This is a genomic window from Actinoallomurus vinaceus (assembly GCF_039542055.1).
Taxonomy (GTDB): domain Bacteria; phylum Actinomycetota; class Actinomycetes; order Streptosporangiales; family Streptosporangiaceae; genus Actinoallomurus; species Actinoallomurus vinaceus.
On record NZ_BAABHK010000020.1, the window covers coordinates 125,451 to 141,785 of the forward strand.

A 16,335-nucleotide genomic window follows, 5' to 3' on the forward strand; every position below is an offset into this window, starting at 1 on the left:
CGCCCTCGAGCGATGGCCATTACCACAGTAACCGAGTATGGAAAGTAAATAAGACGTTGAGCTGCGGTTATGTGAAAATCTACCCCTCGACCGTCGAGCCGGTCGGTCAGGCGACAGGGCTGTCGGGTGAGCCGAGGTACACGTACTGGCGGTCGGGGGTGACCGCGAGCCCGAAGAGGCCGGCCGGCGGACGTCCGGTCTCGTCCCACCACCGGTAGGCGGCCTCGATCTCGGTCCACAGCGCGCGCGGCCCCTGCTGACGCACCCGGTGTGTCCCCGCACCGTCGATGACGTCGACGCGGGCCCAGGACGGCCCGGAGAACGCCCAGAACGTGAAGTCGTCGCCGCCGTCATCGGCGTCTTCGAACTTCGTCGTCACATCGGGGACCCGCAGGCCGACCGCGAACGTGGCGTCGTGGTCGTCGAAGGCGACCGCGTCCGGGTGCAGGGTCGTGGTCGACTCGGCCGCGCCCGCCAGATCCGCCGGAACCACAGGGCGTGGCACACGCTGCGCGCGCACCCACATGAACGCCACCGTGTTGTCGACGAACGGACCGTACGCCGCGCCGTGGCCGTCGACCGTCAGGCGTGCCAGCGCACCGTTGTCGTAGGCATTGCCCCACGGCGTGAGGATCACCCCGCCCGGCCGGGTCTGCGCCACCCACTGATAGGGGACGGCACGCACTGACGCGGTGGCGATGACCCGGTCGTACGGCGCGCCCGACGCGTACCCGTCCGCGCCGTCGCCGGTGACCACCAGAGCCGACACGCCGACCCCGGCGAGTGTTTCACGGGCGCGCTCGGCGAGATCACCGTCAACCTCGATCGTGGTGACGTTCTCTTCACCGACCGCGTAGACGAGAAGGGCCGCGTTCCAGCCGGTACCGGCGCCGATCTCCAGGACCCGCATCCCGTACTCGACCTCGAGGTGGCCGAGCATCGTCGCCACGATGGACGGCTTTGAGATCGAGCTGGTGATCCGCCGGCCTGTTCCGGCGTCCTGTGTGGTGCCATCGTCGACCTGCGTGACGATCGCCTCATTGGTGTACACGGTCGTCAGCCAGGCCGCAGGATCCTCATCGCGTCGGCGCGGGCTCAACACGCCTCCGTCGGCGTCGTCCCAGATGACGCCGGGCACGAACAGGTGCCTGGGGGCGGCCAGGAACGCCGCGCGCCATTGGTCGCGCAGCGCACCGGCGGCCGTCAACTCGTCGACGAGCCGCCGGTTCAGAGCTTCAGCGTCGGTCATTTACCGCCGCTGTCCTTGCCCTTGTCGCCCTGGACACGATTCCCTCGCCGCGCGGCCACCTCATGGAAACCAACATATGACGCGGTGGGACGCGGCGTATGACAGTGCGAGTAATGGGTGACGGGTTGCGCCTTCGGACATGACGACGCCCCACCAGGTCGAGCCCGGCGGGGCGTCCTGGCAGGTTCGGTTCACGCGGTCAGCTCGGCGAGGTCCTCCTCGGTGAGGCGGAGGCCGGCGGCCGCGACGTTCTCCTCCAGGTGATCGAGCGACCCGGTGCCGGGGATGGCGAGCATGACGGGAGAGGCCGCCAGGAGCCAGGCCAGCGCCACCTGTTCAGGCGTGGCCTGGTGGCGGGCCCCGACCTTCGCGAGCCGATCCCGGTCGAGCGGCCGGTCGCCGCCGCCGAGCGGGAAGTACGGCACGAACGCCACGCCGAGTTCCGCGCACTGCGCGAGCAGCCCGCCGTCGGCGCCGTGCTGGACGTGGAAGTGGTTCTGCACGGCCGTGACCGGGGCGATCGCACGGGCCTCGGCGAACTGCGCGGCGTCCACGTTGCTGACGCCGAGGTGGCGGATCAGGCCCTCCTCGCGCAGCCCGGCCAGGACCTCGAACCGCTCGCCGATCGGCTCTCCGCCAGGGGGCGTGAGGCCGCCGACCCGGAGGTAGACCAGGTCCAGGCGGTCCAGGCCGAGCCGTCGCAGGTCCTCCTCGACCAGGCCGCGCAGCTGATCGGGGGTCGCCTCGCCGCTGGGGATCCCGTCCGGTCCCCGGAGCGGCCCGACCTTCGTCGCGATGACCAGGTCGTCGGCGTACGGGGACAGTGCCTCGCGGATCAGCTCGTGGGCACGCACGTCACCCCGCTCATAGAAGCCGGCCGTGTCGATGTGGTTAACACCCAGCTCCACGGCGCGGCGCAGCACCGCCATCCCGGTCTCAGGGTCACGGGCCGGACCGGCGAAGGTGCCCGTGGGGAGTCGCATCGCACCGAAGCCGAGCCGGTTGACGCGCAGGTCACCGCCGAGAAGGAAGTCGCCGCCCGCGGCGGCCGTCAGATTCGTCGTCATGTCTCCACCCTGACGCCGCCCTCCGGCCCTGGGCCAACGGCTGGCAGCAACCTGCCATTTGCCGCGCCGAGCCGGGATCACGGAGACTTGATGGGGTGACGAGCGATCAGGTCATCACGGTCCGGGGAGAGCGCGAGCTCAGCGCCCGGACCGCCCATCTGTTCACCGGCGTGACGTCGGAGTTCATCTGCGCGGCCACGGACATGGACACTTGGTCGCACCGCGACACCCGCAAGGCGATCACCGCCCGGATGCGTCCGCAGCTCACCGAGGGCGAAGTGGTGGTGCGCAAGCTGTACACGCCCGCCGCGCTGGCGAACGAGGAGCAGCGGGATCACCTGCTCGCGGTCGCGGGCATGGGCGCGCGGGTGCGCATCTGCGCCACGGGCCTGCCGCACGAGACGATCATCATCGATCGGCGGGTCATGATCCTCGCGGGCACCGTCATGGCCGGCGACCGGGAGTTCACCGTCACCACGTCGCCGACCCTCATCAGCGGTGTGCTGTCCCTGGTCGAGGCCACCTGGGAGGCCGCGACCGAGATCACCGCGTATCTGCACCGCGACGCGCCCCAGGTGGACGCGGAGGGCAGGCGGATCCTGCAGGCGCTCGGCGACGGGCTCACCGATGAGGTCGCCGCCCGGCGGCTGGGGCTCTCGCTGCGGACGTACCGGCGGCGCGTGGCCGAGCTGATGCGGCTGCTGGGGTCCGAGTCCCGTTTCCAGGCCGGCGTGCACGCCGGCGAGTTCGGCCTCATCCCCTGACGGAGGCGCAGGGCCGCGTCGGCGGCATCACCCGGCAGGACACCGGCGCCCTTGGCGGCACCATGCCGACACCATCGCGGCATCCCCGGCAGCACGCCGACACCCTCGGCGACATCACCTGGCAGGACGCCGACGCCCTCGGCGACATCGCCCGGCAGGACGCCGACGCCCTCGGCGGGCGCCGTCCGTTGTGCGCCGCGTGGGCGTCACCGGTCGGGCGCGGGCCGGTGGCGGGTCCGGGCTAGGCGGCCCAGGAGCTCCCAGGTTCCCAGCCGGTCCTCGGGCGTGCCGAGGCCGGTGTTGGTGACCAGGACGTCGGTGGCCCCTGCGGCGAAGTACGCCTCGACGCGCTCGGCGACCGTGTCCTCGTCGCCGATCGCCGCGAGGTCGGCCGGGTGCGCGACGCCTTCGCGGTCGAGCACGGCGCGATACGACGGGATCGTCGCGTAGAAGCCCAGCACCTGCTCCGCCCGGGCCCGGGTCGCCGCGGGATCGGCGGTGACCACGCCGGGGAAGGCCGCGATGATCCGGGGAGCCGGCCGGCCGGCGGCCTCGGCCGCCTCGGTGATGATCGGCAGGATGTGGTCGGCGATCGTCTTGGGGCCGACGAGGTAGGGCAGGGTGCCGTCGGCGAGTTCGCCGGTCGCCCGCAGGGCCTGCGGCCCCATCGCGGCCACGATGACGGGCACCGGGGGCTCCGCGCCGGGAACGCGCGCCGACCAGTGTTCGCCGGTGTCCGCGGTGAGCGTCGGCCCGTGTACGTCGGCCGTACCGTCGGCGAGCAGGGAGGTCAGGGCCGTGAGGTGGTCGCGCAGGTGGCGGATCGGCCGGTCGTACGGGACTCCGAAGACGTCGGTGACCATCCGCTCGGCGGACAGGCCGACGCCGAGGGTGAAGCGGCCGCCGGTCGCCGCCTGCGCCGTCTGCGCCTGGCCTGCCAGCACGATCGGGTGGCGCGGGTAGATGGGCACGACCGAGGTGCCGACCCGAATGCCGGGCACCTCCCGGCCCACGAGACCGGCGACGGCGATCGCGTCGACGTCGAGCCGCTGGGAGAACCAGACCTCGTCCAGCCCGGCGGCGGCCGCCTGTCTCGCCTCGTCGGCCATCGTGTCGACGGCGTTCGTCGCCGCCGCGATGCCGTCCGGCCCGGCGGGTAGCGCGATCCCGATGCTCATCGGATCCCTCCATCTGTTCGAATGGCTCTGCGAAATGTCTCGAGGTCGTTGCGTGGCCGTCTCGACCGGGCGGGTCAGGACGGTGTCGTGGCGGTGGGCGAGTCGGCGGGTCGTGCCTGCGGCGCGGAGACCTCCGCGGGCCTGGACTTCACCAGCCACAGGCCGGTGAACACGGCGCCGGCCAGGGTGACGACGCCGGCCGCGACGAAGGCGCTGCCCAGGCCGGCCTCGAAGGACGCGCCACCGGATTGCCGGGTGCGGACGATGGCTCCGAGCACGGCCACGCCGAGCACCGCGCCGATCTGCCGGGTGGTGCTGCTGATGCCCGAAGCGAGGCCTCCCTCCTGCGGGCTTACGGCCTGGATGGCGGCGCCGGTCAGCGGGGACATGGTCAGAGCGAAACCGATGCCGACGATCGCCAGCCGCCACCACACGTTCCCGTAGCCGGTGTCCGCGTGCGTGAAGCCCAGTGCCAGCAGCCCCAGTCCGGCCAGCGCCAGGCCGATGGTGACCACGATCCGGAAGCCGTACCTGGCGGCGAGCCGGCCCGCGTACGGACTGACGATCACCATGCCGAGGGAGGCGGGCAGGGTCTGCAGGCCGGCGCGCAGAACCGAACTGCCCTGGACGTACACGAAGAACTGGGAGAAGAAGAAGGACGACCCCATGAGCGCGAAACCCACCACGACCATCGCCGTGTTGGACACCGTGAACAGCCGCTGCCGGAACAGCCGCAGCGGCAGCATCGGCGTCGAACGACGTCCCTCGACGGCGACGAAGACGGCGAGGATCACCACCGCGGCGGCGAAGCTCCCCAGGATCACCGGCGAGGTCCAGCCACGGGAACCGCCCTCGATCAGCCCATAGGTCAGCGCCCCGACGCCCAGGACGGACAGGACCGTCCCCGGGATGTCGATCGCCGGCGCGCTCGGGTTGCGGGACTCGCCCAGGACGCGCAGACCGGCGAGCAAAAGGACCGCGCCGATGGGCGCGTTAACGAGGAAGATGGCGGGCCACCCGTAGGCGTCCACCAGAACGCCACCGGCCAGCGGGCCGGCGGCCAGGCCGATTCCGCTGAATCCGGCCCACAGCCCGATCGCCTTGACTCGTTCCTGCGGAACGGGATACGCAGCGGCGAGCAGGGCCAGCGAGGCGGGGCTCAGCGCCGCGGCCCCGATGCCCTGCACCACCCGTCCGGTGATCAGCCAGCCGATCGAGGGCGCGACGGAGCACAGCACGGACGCAAGGGTGAACACCACGACACCGGCCAGGAACACCCGCTTGCGGCCGAAGCGGTCGGCGAAGACGCCGCCGGACAGCAACAGCATGGCGACCAGCAGCACGTAGGCGTCGACGATCCATTGCAGACCGTTCAGCTGAGTGTGCAGCCGCTGCTGCATATCGGGGAGCGCCGCGCCGACGATCGTGCTGTCGAGCAGCACCATGAACTGGCCCAGGCAGGTCACTGCGAGCAACGCTGCCCGGCTCGACCGGGTGCCTGCGGCCACGGACGACCCGGCCTTCGTTGCGCCTTCGTGTGCGGTCAACGCCGTTCCCTCTCATGATCCGGATGCCCCCGGAGACAATAGTTCGATAATCCCGAACTGTCGAACGATGTAGTATCGTCGAGGCATGCGACCGCTGCCCGAGCCCGCACGCGAGTCACTGACGCTCGCGCCGGTGCTGCACGCGCTCGGTGATCCGGTGCGCCTGGAGTTGGTGCGGCGGGTCTGGGGCGATCCCGAGTCGACCTGTGCCGTCCTCGCCGACGGTTTGGACGTGCCGATGTCGACGCTGTCCAATCACTGGCGGATCATGCGCGAGGCCGGGCTGATCAGCATGACCGTCGACGGCCGGCACCGGCGGATCCGGCTACGCGCCGACGATCTACGCGACCGGTTCCCGGGCCTGCTCGATCCGATCCTGAGCCTCGCCGCAGCCGAGTCGCCGAACAGCGGCCCGCTGTGAGGCGGCTCCTCAACGCCCGCGCGAATCGATGACCGCGCCGGTCTGATCGGCGGCCGCGACGGCGCCTGGGGCGGGCGACAGGGTCAGATCGGCGCCAGGTCCCGCCGGGTTCGCGCGATCAGCGCGTTGATCTGCTCGGCGACACCGGGCGCTGCGGCGATGGTGGCGGTCGAGGCGGCGGTGTGCTCGCTGCCGTCGTGGTCGACCACGGTGGCTCCGGCCTCGCGGGCGATGACGACGCCGGCCGCGGTGTCCCACGGCTTGTTGGACATGCTCACGCTGACGTCCAGCCTGCCTTCGGCGACCCAGGCCAGGTCGATGGCCGAGGAGCCGAGCATCCGCACCCGCTGGACCTCGGCGGCCAGGGCGGCGGTCAGCGCGAGCCGCAGGCGGTTCTTCTCCTCGGAGTCCGACCCGACCGCGTAGTCGCCGATGGCCACGATGGCGTCGTGCAGCGCGCTCGTCGCGCTCGCCGTGATGCGCCGCTCTCCGACGTGGGCGCCGGCGTGCTCGGCGGCTGAGTAGCGGGTGCCGAGGAACGGCAGGTCGATCACTCCCAGAACGGCGCGGCCCCGGTGGAGGAGGCCCAGGGAGACGCCGCAGAGCGGAAGCCCGTGGACGAAGTTGGCCGTGCCGTCGATCGGGTCGAGCGCCCACAGCAGGTCCCCGCCGCCGTCGCCGGTGACCCCTTCCTCCTCACCGAGGATCGGTACGGCGGGCGCCCGGTCGAGCAGGTACGCCCGTACGGCACGCTCGACGGCGTAGTCCAGGTCGGTGGCCATGTCCCGGTCGCCCTTGGCGGTGAGCAGACCCGGGGCCCGGGAGCGGATGAGATCGGCGGCGATCGTGACGGCGTCGAGAGCGACGGGCAGCAGCGCTCCGACTGGCGTCGTCATACCGGCCGACTCCGTTCCGACAATTCGCGATAAATCTGCTCAAAGGTGTTATACAGCCCCGCTCTGCCAGGGTCACGGCGGAGCAGAAACGTCGGCGAGTCCACCCCGCGCGCCTGGGGCAGGTAGGGCTGCATCACGCAGGTCGTACCGTCGATCAGGACGATGCCGAACCGGATCGTCTCGTCGTAGACGGCGAGTGACAGGCGGTCGCGGGCCTCGGCCGGCAGGCGGTCGCGCACACGCGCCAGGACCTCGATGTTCAGCTTGGTGAGCGTGGACAGGTAGTGGTCGGTGTAGCCCTCTTCACACTCCCGCGCCTTGATCGCGTCGCCGTCCGGATCGAGGAAGAGGCACTCCAGCCGGGTGCCGCTCTCGACGAGGTGGCGCAGCCGCTGGTCCGGATACTGCTGGCAGAGGAGGTTGAGCGACAGCCCGGCCGCCCTGATGTCCTCCGCGTCGTCGAACATCACCTGCGGCGGCATGGCGTAGGTGAACTCCGCCCGGGTGGTGAAGACGGCGGCCACATCCGCCAGCGGCGGACCTGGGCCGTCCCGGGCGAGGAGCGAGAGGGGACCGTCGGCGGCCCGGGCGGGCCGGATGCGCGGAGGAGCCGGGGCGCGGCCCGCCCTGGGCGCGCACTCGCCGGGCAGGAGGTCGTCCGGGCACGGCCCGAACAGCTGGTCGGCGGTCCACCCAGGGAACATGGTCTCCAGCACGCGGCAGTGATCGGTGTAGGGCAGCCGTTTGAGCCCGCCGGAGATCCAGCGGTGCAGCTGCGCCCGGCTCGGAGCGGTGCCGACGAGGTCGCGATCCACCTTCTTGGCGGCGTTCTCGTACGCGGCACGAAACATCCCATACCGCATTAATTGACGTTGTTTCACCAATATTCGAAGTAAAGTGGGTCGCCGTTCTGCACTTTCATCCACACGGCCAGCCTAGCCAGCATTTATCCGCACGACGAGACAAATTCGAGACGGAGACAAGACATTGGCGTCGAAAAAGCGCCTTGCATGGCATCGAGATGAAACACCGATACGAAGGATGCTATGGACGGTGGGTGAGACGGGCTGTTCCGGGGGCGTTGGAGGGCAGCGGCGGTGTGCGCCGATCACAGCGAAAAAGTGCGGCTTCTCGTGTCCTTGTGCCGTGAACTGGCCAGACTCGGATTGCCTTCGATGATGAGCGATGCCAGGCCGGCACTGTCGGTGCACGGCGGTCCCGTGGACCCCCGGGTCTGGATATCCGTGAGCGCGTGCGGAGAATTCTTCGAATGGTGCCCGCGGTCCGAAGATCGGCTACCGGCCACGGACCCGGAAACGGCCGCCGAACGCATCGCGGCACACCTGCGCCCCGACGTCGACCGCCACGCGACCCCGGCCGAACGCTCGTCGTGAACGGGGCCGTCCCCGGCGACGCATCGACGGCGGTCGAACGCGCTTCATGAGCGGGGGTGACGGGCTCCCCTTACGCAGGTACGTTCACGATCATGGCGTGCTCCGCTGTGATCGTGCTCGGCCGCTTGAGCGGCGTGCCCGAGAGATCAGACATCCGGTGACCTCCGAATCGCGACCCCGATTCCTGGTCCTCGGCGGGCTGGAGGTCCCGGTCGCGGGCGAGCTCATCGGTGTTCGCCAGCCGAAACGGCGGGCGTTGCTGGCGGCACTGCTCATCCGGCCCGGCCGGGTCATACCGACCCGTTCCCTGATCCGGGCGGTCTGGCCGGAGGGACCGCCGGCCTCCCACCGGTCGAACCTCCGCACCCATGTGCGCGGGTTACGTCGCCTGCTGGCTCCCGCCGGTGCCGTTCTGCGCACGCGCCCGCCCGGCTACGCGCTCGCCGTGGAGCCGTCCGACGTCGACGCGTACGACTTCGCGACGGCGGTCGGCGAAGGGCGCTTGGCGTACGCGCAGGGCGATTTCTCGACCGCCATCGCCCGCTACCAACAGGCACTCGACCTCTGGCGCGGCGACGCGTACGAGGACGTGCCGCGCTGGCCCGAACTGGACAGCGAGATCGCGATGCTCACCGAGCAACGGCTGATCGCCATCGAGGGCCTGGGTGACGCCCGGCTGTCGGCCGGGCTCCACGAGGAGGCCGTGGCGGACCTGCGGGCGCTCGTGACCGACCACCCTCTGCGGGAACGGCTGCACGGGCAGCTCATGGTGGCGCTGTACCGGTCCGGACGCCAGGGCGACGCGGTCGACGCTTATCACCGGGCGCGTATGGTCCTGGCGACGGAGCTCGGCGTCGAGCCGCACCCGGAGCTGCGGCGGCTGCACGCGGCCATGCTGCACGGCGAGATCTAAGAATTGTTTCATGTGAAACAGCCGTTACGGGCGCCCCAGAGCGGTGACGGGGACCTCGGCGACCCCGGCCTCGCGGGCCGCCCGCCGGGCCGCTCCCGGCGAGTCGCCGCGGCCGACGACCTTCCCCTCGTGCAGGGCGACCCACGTCCCGTCGGCGGGCTCGTCCTCGCCGTACGACGCCCGCAGCGCCGCCTCGAGCGGAGCGCGCACCGGAACGACGACCGGGGTGCGCCGACGCCAGTACAGGTACTGCGCGACGATGAGCGGCCCGAGCGGCGTGAGCAGCGGAATCCAGGTGATCGCGCCTGAGGCGAACCCGGCGAACACCGCCGCCATCAGGAGCATGTCGACCACGACCGCGCAGATCCCGGCGACCCGGCCGTACGACTTGATCGCGACGAGAGGCCAGAGCGTCAGCATGAGCGTGTCGCCCAGGCCCAGCATGATCGGCTCGGGGGCGTACCGGGCCGCCAGCATGGGCGCGAACGGGATGCCGTTGACCAGGTGCATGAAGTCCGAGGTCACCGACGCGAGCCCGGTCGCGACCGTGTCGTACACCACCAGCGCCGCGGCCAGCCCGGCGACGAGAGACGGCTTCATCGCGGTCTGCACCCACATGTTGGTCACCCCGGCGGCCACGATGACGAGCGCGCCGTCGTTGACCACCATCAGTGCCGTGGACCAGCCGGCGAAGTACGCGACGACCTCGAAGGCGCACACCAGCGTCGCCGCGACCATCGCCGTCCGGCCGCCGATGACGGGCGCGAGCGTTGCCTGCAACCCGACGAACACGACCAGGCCGAACACCGTGCAGACGACCGCGGCCGGCATGTTGAGGTACGCGAACGGCATGATGACCAGCAGCGCCACCATGATCACGATGTCGGATCGCACGAACAGGCCCGCCGGCGGCCGTGGCATCCGCACCTTGGCCAGGTAGGCGACGGCCAGGCCGACGGTGACCAGCACGGCGGCGTCCAGGGCGAGGGCGCCCCGCAGCGCGTGGCTCACATGCGCCTCCCGGCGGTGTGGAAGGTGTGCTCCCGCAGGTCGGCGCGGACGCGGCAGGGCGCGGAGAGGTCGGCCGGGTCCTCGACCAGGTTCACGCCGGACAGCGGGAGCGCCAGGTCGGCCACCCGTCCCTCGATCCGGGCCAGGAGCGTCCGGTCGGCCCGCTCGGCGACCACGTGCAGCACGGGCCCGGCGGCGTCTCCGGTCTCCTCCAGCGCGTACCGCGTCGGCAGCGGCAGCGCGCGCTCCGCCTGCAGGAGTTCGAGCACGTCCCTGGTGGTCAGGTCCGAACCGGTCACGCGTCCGAGGACCCGCGACGTCGCGGGCACGGCCGCCATCTCGCAGTCCAGCTTCTCCGCCTCGGGCAGCACGCGGACCAGGTCCCCGGTGACGTACCGCAGCAGTGTCGTGGTGTCCCGGTACGACAGGAACGGCGTGACGGTGAGGGAGCCGACGGCGCCGGGCGCGGCCGGTTCGAACGTCACCGGGTCCAGCACCTCGACGTGTCCGAGGTCGGCCGCGACGTGCAGGTGGTCGTGCGCGCAGACCTGACCGGCCACCGGGATGATCTCGGTCATCGAGTAGCCGTCGGTGACGGGCGCGTCGAACAGTTCGCGTGCCCGGTCCCGCAGCGCGTCGGTGAGGATCTCGCCTCCGACGTGGATCTCCTGGAGTCCGAAGTCGGCGGCGGTCCAGCCGTCCCGTTCGGCCTCCTGGACGAGCGCGGCCAGGTAGGAGGGCGTCGTGTTGAGATGGGTGATCTGCGGGCGCTTGCCGGGCAGGTGCACGGGGGTGGCGAGCCGGTCGAGCGCGATCCGTGGGTCGACCGGGCCGATCGGCACATAGCCGGCCCCTGTCATCGGGACGGAACGTTCCGCCAGGTACTGGGCGATCGATCGCGTCGTGATGCAGTTGGCCCAGACGTGCTCGGTGCGCAGGCCCGTGACGAGCATCAGCGCCAGCGCGCTCGTCGCCGCCGTGATCTCCAGCTCGTACTGCGAGAACCACACCGTGGTGGGAACACCCGTGGTGCCCGTCGTCTGTGCCGCCACGGCCGGACGCGCGGCGTCCGACACGAACGCCGACGGCATGCTCCGCAGCGCGCCCTTCGGTGTCGGAGGGATGCTCGCGATCGTGGCCGGGCTCACGGACGCCGGGTCGACGCCGGTCCGCTCGAACAGGTGCCGATAGTACGGCGTATGCCGGGCGGCGTTGCGCACCGTACGGCGGAGCCGCCGCTCGGTGAGATTCGCCTGAATCTCCGGATCGGGCGCGGTGAGCATGTCGCCGGCCCCATCGCCGGCGGAGCCGAATTCTTGCAGCGTCGCGCGCATGTCATCCGCGAGGGCCAGGACGTCACCGACCCGGAACCGGCGGCCCGACAGCATGGACCAGGCGAACCCCAACTGCCGTATACCCGTGCTGAGCACCGCTTCTCCAGATCCTGGCCGGGGGAGAATGGAGCCCTCTCCGGGAACGGGCGACGCCCCCGGAGAGAGCGACACACCAGGTCAGGCGGCGCTGTTCGTGAACAGCGCCGCCGACAGCGCACCGATCGTGTACTTGGCGTACACACGCACCATCTTGATCATCGGGACCCTCCTCTGATCCGAGGTGGCCGGGGCGGCCGCCCTCGAGATCGACTTTGCGGTCCGGGGGCACATTGGGCCATACATTTCACCTACATCCGGCGCACATCGGCAGGCGGCACCGGTGGTCTCCCGCACTGATCGCCGAGCCTGGACATCCGGGCCGTACGGTCGTCCGGCCCGGTGCCGAAAATCGGCGGCGGGCCGCCAACCCTTTTCCCGGTCTGCCGCGTTTGATGGTCGTGAGTGACACGACGAAGGACCTCGCCTACGCCGCCTTCGTGGAGGCGGCCTGGAGCCGTCACCTCGGGGTCGCCACGCTGCTGACCGGAAACCCGCACCAGGCCGAGGAGCTTCTCCAGGACTGCCTGGTCAAGCTCTACGTCCGGTGGCGGCGCGTGGCCGCCGGAGACCCGGACGCGTACCTGCGGCGCATGCTGGTCAACGGGAACGTCAGCCGGTGGAGGCGGCGAAGGCGGGAGCTGCTCACCGCGCAGACACCGGATCGGATCGATCCGGCCTCCGCGCCGCGCGAACCCAACGAGGAACTGCGGCGCGCGCTCCTCGCCCTCTCGCACCAGCAGCGGACGATCGTCGTCCTTCGCTACTTCGAGGACCTGACGGAGAAGTCGGTCGCGGCGGCCCTGGGCTGCACGGTCGGCACCGTCAAGAACCAGCACCACCGCGCCATCAGACGGCTGCGCGAACTGCTGCGCCACCTGGACCCCCGACAGAACACGGAGATCGCACGATGACCATGGAACGAGAAGAACTGTCGACGGCCCTGCGCTCGCTGGCAGGGCTGGACGGCGACTCGGCCGCGCCGGTCGCCGAACTGATCGAGCGCGGCCGCCGGGCGGAGCGGAAGCGCCGGGCGGGGATCGTCACCGCCGCATCCGGTGTCGCGGCGGTGACGGCGATCACAGTCGGGGTGGGCGTGCTGTCGAGCAGTTCCTCTCCAGGCGGCGGTTCGCACGTCACCGCCTCGCCCCAGCCGGCCCTGCAGCTGGTGTCGGCCGCGGAGTCCACCTCGCGGACCAGTTACCGGGTGGCCATCACGTACACGGTCTCCCAGGCGAAGCGGAAGGACTACGCCGAGCACTACCAGGGCGCCTTCGACCCGGTGGCCCACCGCGGATACCTGCGAATGAAGACCGCGCCGGCGCGCACCATGGAATTCCGCTACATCGGCAACGACGCGTACGTGCAACGCGGTGCCAGGTGGAAGCGCATCGACCCGGCCGGCACCATCGGGGCCCCGCGCGGTGCTCTCCCCATGGGGGAGATCCTGACGGCAGGTCCAAAACCGCTGCTCAAGACGCTGGCCACCGTCGGGACCGTCACCCGGACGGGCACCGGCCGGTACACCTTCGCGTACGTGGGCAAGAAGTCCGCCGGCGGTGAGCCCGGCGGCAACAAGGTCACCGGCACCGTGGTGGTGGCCGATCAGAAGATCAAGCAGATCACGATGCAGACGACCCTGGTCGGCCCCGACCCGAAGATCGCCGACCGGGACCCGGTCACCCGTGCCATGGTGATCGACTTCTCCGGCTACGGCAGCCCGGTGAACGTTCAGCGCCCCTGACGCCTCCCATTCGTCCAAGCCCGGAGCGCGGTCGTTCGGACACGGTCGGGGAATGACGAAGAACGCTCTTCCCGGCGTACGGCCCCAGCCGATGGTCGCGGTCGCGGACGTCGAGCAGGCCGGTCGCTGGTACCAGGACCTCCTCGGCGCCACGAGCGGTCACGGTGGCCCGGAGTACGAACAGCTGCTGGTCGACGGCACGATGATCATGCAGCTGCACCGGCTCGAGATCGGACACCACCACGGGGCCATCGCGGACCCCGACCGGCCGCTCGGCAACGGCGTCGCCCTGTGGTTCGAGATCCCCGCCTTCGACGCCGCCGTGGAACGCATCCGGCGGACGGACGCGCAGATCGTGACCGACGTGCACCTCAACCCGAACGCCGGCCACCGCGAGATCTGGCTCCGGGACCTCGACGGCTACCTCGTCGTCATCGCCGAGCCGTGATCTCCGAACGTGGTCAGGCCGTCGCCTCGGTTTCCCCGGCTCCGAGACCGACCGCGACCGTGCGGACGGCGCCGAGGAGGTCACGTCCGGAGGGGACGTTCAGGGCACGTGGCGAGGGTGGTGCCGCATGACGAGGAGCGGGGTCAGCTGTGGCGCGGTTGCAGGTCGTGGCCGGCGCTGATGGTCGCCGCGGCGAGCAGGGCGAGCGCCACCGTCGCGGCGAGCGAACCGGTGACGGAGCCGGTCTTGATGCTCACCAATACGTTCTGCAGTGATGCGCACGCGAGTCCTGTTCCGAGGAGGACGAGCGCGGTGCCGAGGCGGCGCGCGGACGGGAGGACAGCGGCCTTGGCAACGCGGGCGACGAGAATGCACATGCCGACCGCCGCGAACGCGAGCGTGCCCCAGTAGTAGGCGACGAGCGCGGCGTCGGTCAGCCCGGATGCCTGCCTGACCACTCCGGTGTTGGCCGCCAGGACCATCGCCGAGAGCGCGGCCGCGGGACCGGCGAGGGTGCGGATCGCGACGACCGTCATGCGGCGGAGCGCGGCCCAGCGCAGTGGTGGGAGCGGCGCGGCCAGGGCCATGCCGAGCAGCGTGGGGGCGAGCCAGAGGCTGGTGGCGATGTGGCGGGTGTCGGCGGTCACCGCGGGAGAGGGTTCGACGGCTCGCAGCAGCAGCATGGTGGCGGAGGTGACCACGAAGAGGGCGACGGCGGCCACGCGCCGGGTCTGGCCGGCGAAGGTCTCGGGCCAAGTGCTCGGACGGAGCCAGAGCCGTACGGCTCCGGTGACGGCGTCGGGCCAGGATCGGGGGCCGATGGCTTCCAATTCGTCGCTGATGTCGGCGCCCCATCGGTCGCGGACCGCAGGCGGGTAGAGGCCGGTGATCAGTGTGGCGGCTTTCATGCCGGGGTGATCCCGAGTGCGCGCAGCCCCGCCTGGGAGATGCGGTTCATCTGCTCGAGTTCGGCACGCAGCGTGTCCCGGCCGGTGTCGGTGATCTCCATGGTGCGGTGCCGTTCCTGCGGGGCGGCATCGGTGCCGGCGGGCCGGATGAGGTCGCGGGCCTCGAGCCGGGAGAGGGCTCCGTAGAGGCTGCCCGGGCCGAGGCGGCTACCGGTGAGCTCTTGGATCGCGGTGTTGATCGCGTAGCCGTGCAGCGGTCCGTCGGCGAGGACGGTGAGCACGAGCATCTGTGCGTCGTTGCTGTGCATGGATGTAGGCCTCCTGCGAGGGAGGATACTACGCGCCACGTTACTACTTGACGCGTAGTACGTTCCGCGTACTATGTCCGCTGTGGAACGCAGAGACGGGACCGGGCGGGCGGCGCTGACCGCGATCTGGGCGGCGCTGAGCACGGCGGGGCTGTTCGAGGTGCTGAGCATGCTGGAGTCCCAGGACAAGACGGTGCGGGCGACCAGCCCCTGGCAGGACGACCCCTACGACGTCTTCGTGTCGTTCGCGATCTTCGCGGTGCCGATGCTCGCCGGGGTCATCGTGTTGCGGATGTTCGCGTGGCGGGCACCGGGCGGCCCCGACCGTGCGCACCAGATGCTGCGCGCGACCTGGGCGATGACCGCGCTGGTGTGGGTCACCCTGATCGCCGAATGGGCGGCGGTGATCGGCGGGGCGCACGCCTCGGCCTGGAACCGGTGGACCGCGGTGCTGATGGGTGGACTGGTCGTGACCTGCGCGGCCGCGCTTGTCGTGACCGTGTTGCTGGTGCGCTGCCGGCGGCCGCGTGGATCGGCCGCGCGATGGCGGCATGACTGGCTCGGCGACGTCGTCTGGATCTGCAGGCGGATGCCGGTGCTGCGGCGCTGGGTGACCGACGGTAACGCGGTCTGGGTGCGTCGGCACACGATGGGCGTCTTCGTCGGGTTGAGCGCGCTGGTCGCCATTGGTCTCGTTGGTGCTCTCGCCGGCGGGGAGGGGTGGACGGATCCGCTGCTGATCGCGTGGGCGCTGGTCGTCGAGACGGCGGCCTACGTCGCCTTCTGCTGGATCAGCAACCTGGTCGGAGGCTTCATCACCCGGCCACCGCGTTCAGCAGCCCGCTGTATCGCGGAGGTGTCCGTGATCGTCGGATGCGTCGCGGTCCAACTCGCGGTCGCGTTCCGCGACGCGCTGTGGTCCGTGCTCGGCGCCGAAGAACTGACGTCCGTCCCGTCACTGGTGGTGCTCACCCTCGGGGCCGGGCTGGTGTGCGGCGCGGTCACCGCCGTGCCACTGATCGCTTACCGCCGCCGTGTGGCCTGATCCGACGCGGCG

At 70.9% G+C, this 16,335-nt stretch carries 18 protein-coding genes; 8 read left to right on the forward strand and 10 right to left on the reverse strand.

Annotated elements, in window-relative coordinates; genetic code table 11:
* Positions 1–106: 106 nt before the first annotated feature.
* Both ABEA24_RS45695 and ABEA24_RS45700 read right to left on the reverse strand, forming a co-directional pair.
* Positions 107–1,249: a methyltransferase domain-containing protein gene (locus tag ABEA24_RS45695; RefSeq protein ID WP_345440868.1), complete on the reverse strand. Its 1,143-nt coding sequence runs from the start codon at positions 1,247–1,249 to the stop codon at positions 107–109.
* A 191-nt stretch (positions 1,250–1,440) separates the two neighbouring features.
* Positions 1,441–2,316 carry an oxidoreductase gene (locus ABEA24_RS45700; protein ID WP_345440871.1) on the reverse strand — a complete coding sequence of 292 codons (876 nt, stop codon included), beginning with the start codon at positions 2,314–2,316 and terminating at the stop codon, positions 1,441–1,443.
* 95 nt (positions 2,317–2,411) lie between these two features.
* On the opposite strand from ABEA24_RS45700, the gene ABEA24_RS45705 reads away from it, so the two are divergent.
* Together ABEA24_RS45705 and ABEA24_RS45710 are read left to right on the forward strand one after the other, a co-directional pair.
* Positions 2,412–3,080, forward strand: coding sequence for a DNA-binding response regulator (locus tag ABEA24_RS45705; RefSeq protein ID WP_345440874.1), 669 nt, complete (start codon positions 2,412–2,414; stop codon positions 3,078–3,080).
* Positions 3,081–3,142: 62 nt separating this feature from the next.
* Positions 3,143–3,325, forward strand: a complete 183-nt coding sequence (locus ABEA24_RS45710; RefSeq protein WP_345440877.1) for a hypothetical protein — start codon at positions 3,143–3,145, stop codon at positions 3,323–3,325.
* On the opposite strand, the gene ABEA24_RS45715 is transcribed toward ABEA24_RS45710, so the two are convergent.
* On the reverse strand, positions 3,287–4,258 hold the full coding sequence (locus ABEA24_RS45715; protein ID WP_345440880.1) for a TIGR03564 family F420-dependent LLM class oxidoreductase: 972 nt from the start codon (positions 4,256–4,258) through the stop codon (positions 3,287–3,289). The two genes, ABEA24_RS45710 and ABEA24_RS45715, sit on opposite strands and share 39 nt — an antisense overlap.
* Before the next feature lie 74 nt (positions 4,259–4,332).
* Positions 4,333–5,805: a DHA2 family efflux MFS transporter permease subunit gene (locus tag ABEA24_RS45720; RefSeq protein WP_345440883.1), complete on the reverse strand. Its 1,473-nt coding sequence runs from the start codon at positions 5,803–5,805 to the stop codon at positions 4,333–4,335.
* A gap of 85 nt (positions 5,806–5,890) precedes the next feature.
* On the opposite strand from ABEA24_RS45720, the gene ABEA24_RS45725 reads away from it, so the two are divergent.
* Entirely contained in the window at positions 5,891–6,226 is a 336-nt protein-coding gene (locus ABEA24_RS45725) for an ArsR/SmtB family transcription factor (RefSeq protein ID WP_345440886.1), read from the forward strand.
* Positions 6,227–6,309: 83 nt separating this feature from the next.
* Here the strand turns inward: ABEA24_RS45725 and ABEA24_RS45730 are convergent, their stop codons facing one another.
* Positions 6,310–7,122 carry an inositol monophosphatase family protein gene (locus tag ABEA24_RS45730; protein WP_345440889.1) on the reverse strand — a complete coding sequence of 271 codons (813 nt, stop codon included), beginning with the start codon at positions 7,120–7,122 and terminating at the stop codon, positions 6,310–6,312.
* Entirely contained in the window at positions 7,119–7,985 is an 867-nt protein-coding gene (locus tag ABEA24_RS45735) for a DUF5919 domain-containing protein (protein ID WP_345440892.1), read from the reverse strand. The genes ABEA24_RS45730 and ABEA24_RS45735 overlap by 4 nt, the downstream gene beginning before the upstream one ends.
* Positions 7,986–8,673: 688 nt before the next feature.
* On the opposite strand from ABEA24_RS45735, the gene ABEA24_RS45740 reads away from it, so the two are divergent.
* Entirely contained in the window at positions 8,674–9,429 is a 756-nt protein-coding gene (locus ABEA24_RS45740; RefSeq protein WP_345440894.1) for an AfsR/SARP family transcriptional regulator, read from the forward strand.
* A gap of 24 nt (positions 9,430–9,453) precedes the next feature.
* On the opposite strand, the gene ABEA24_RS45745 is transcribed toward ABEA24_RS45740, so the two are convergent.
* Together ABEA24_RS45745 and ABEA24_RS45750 are read right to left on the reverse strand one after the other, a co-directional pair.
* Positions 9,454–10,440 (reverse strand): hypothetical protein, encoded by a 987-nt coding sequence (locus ABEA24_RS45745; RefSeq protein WP_345440896.1) that lies wholly within the window; start codon positions 10,438–10,440, stop codon positions 9,454–9,456.
* Positions 10,437–11,870 (reverse strand): phenylacetate--CoA ligase family protein, encoded by a 1,434-nt coding sequence (locus tag ABEA24_RS45750; protein ID WP_345440898.1) that lies wholly within the window; start codon positions 11,868–11,870, stop codon positions 10,437–10,439. The genes ABEA24_RS45745 and ABEA24_RS45750 overlap by 4 nt, the downstream gene beginning before the upstream one ends.
* 401 nt (positions 11,871–12,271) lie before the next feature.
* Here ABEA24_RS45750 and ABEA24_RS45755 point away from each other — a divergent pair, with 401 nt between their 5' ends.
* From ABEA24_RS45755 to ABEA24_RS45765, 3 genes are read left to right on the forward strand one after another with little or no spacing between them, the layout of a single operon-like run.
* Positions 12,272–12,784: a SigE family RNA polymerase sigma factor gene (locus tag ABEA24_RS45755; RefSeq protein ID WP_345440900.1), complete on the forward strand. Its 513-nt coding sequence runs from the start codon at positions 12,272–12,274 to the stop codon at positions 12,782–12,784.
* Positions 12,781–13,614, forward strand: a complete 834-nt coding sequence (locus ABEA24_RS45760; protein WP_345440902.1) for a hypothetical protein — start codon at positions 12,781–12,783, stop codon at positions 13,612–13,614. The genes ABEA24_RS45755 and ABEA24_RS45760 overlap by 4 nt, the downstream gene beginning before the upstream one ends.
* A gap of 52 nt (positions 13,615–13,666) precedes the next feature.
* The gene (locus ABEA24_RS45765; protein WP_345440904.1) at positions 13,667–14,062 is read left to right on the forward strand and encodes a VOC family protein; all 396 of its coding nucleotides are present in this window, start codon (positions 13,667–13,669) and stop codon (positions 14,060–14,062) included.
* Between the two features lie 143 nt (positions 14,063–14,205).
* On the opposite strand, the gene ABEA24_RS45770 is transcribed toward ABEA24_RS45765, so the two are convergent.
* Both ABEA24_RS45770 and ABEA24_RS45775 read right to left on the reverse strand, forming a co-directional pair.
* Positions 14,206–14,970: a hypothetical protein gene (locus ABEA24_RS45770; RefSeq protein ID WP_345440907.1), complete on the reverse strand. Its 765-nt coding sequence runs from the start codon at positions 14,968–14,970 to the stop codon at positions 14,206–14,208.
* Positions 14,967–15,278, reverse strand: a complete 312-nt coding sequence (locus tag ABEA24_RS45775; RefSeq protein ID WP_345440910.1) for a PadR family transcriptional regulator — start codon at positions 15,276–15,278, stop codon at positions 14,967–14,969. Before ABEA24_RS45775 ends, ABEA24_RS45770 begins: the two co-directional genes overlap by 4 nt.
* An 82-nt stretch (positions 15,279–15,360) precedes the next feature.
* On the opposite strand from ABEA24_RS45775, the gene ABEA24_RS45780 reads away from it, so the two are divergent.
* Complete coding sequence (locus ABEA24_RS45780; RefSeq protein ID WP_345440913.1) at positions 15,361–16,323, forward strand: hypothetical protein; 963 nt, start codon at positions 15,361–15,363, stop codon at positions 16,321–16,323.
* Positions 16,324–16,335: the final 12 nt, after the last annotated feature.

Bases quoted from the DNA above. Each gene is read 5' to 3' on its own strand.
- ABEA24_RS45695 (WP_345440868.1), bottom strand. From the start codon at position 1,249: ATGACCGACGCTGAAGCTCTGAACCGGCGGCTCGTCGACGAGTTGACG.
- ABEA24_RS45775 (WP_345440910.1), bottom strand. From the start codon at position 15,278: ATGCACAGCAACGACGCACAGATGCTCGTGCTCACCGTCCTCGCCGAC.
- ABEA24_RS45770 (WP_345440907.1), bottom strand. From the start codon at position 14,970: ATGAAAGCCGCCACACTGATCACCGGCCTCTACCCGCCTGCGGTCCGC.
- ABEA24_RS45700 (WP_345440871.1), bottom strand. From the start codon at position 2,316: ATGACGACGAATCTGACGGCCGCCGCGGGCGGCGACTTCCTTCTCGGC.
- ABEA24_RS45725 (WP_345440886.1), top strand. From the start codon at position 5,891: ATGCGACCGCTGCCCGAGCCCGCACGCGAGTCACTGACGCTCGCGCCG.
- ABEA24_RS45730 (WP_345440889.1), bottom strand. From the start codon at position 7,122: ATGACGACGCCAGTCGGAGCGCTGCTGCCCGTCGCTCTCGACGCCGTC.
- ABEA24_RS45765 (WP_345440904.1), top strand. From the start codon at position 13,667: ATGACGAAGAACGCTCTTCCCGGCGTACGGCCCCAGCCGATGGTCGCG.
- ABEA24_RS45760 (WP_345440902.1), top strand. From the start codon at position 12,781: ATGACCATGGAACGAGAAGAACTGTCGACGGCCCTGCGCTCGCTGGCA.
- ABEA24_RS45715 (WP_345440880.1), bottom strand. From the start codon at position 4,258: ATGAGCATCGGGATCGCGCTACCCGCCGGGCCGGACGGCATCGCGGCG.
- ABEA24_RS45710 (WP_345440877.1), top strand. From the start codon at position 3,143: ATGCCGACACCATCGCGGCATCCCCGGCAGCACGCCGACACCCTCGGC.
- ABEA24_RS45735 (WP_345440892.1), bottom strand. From the start codon at position 7,985: ATGCGGTATGGGATGTTTCGTGCCGCGTACGAGAACGCCGCCAAGAAG.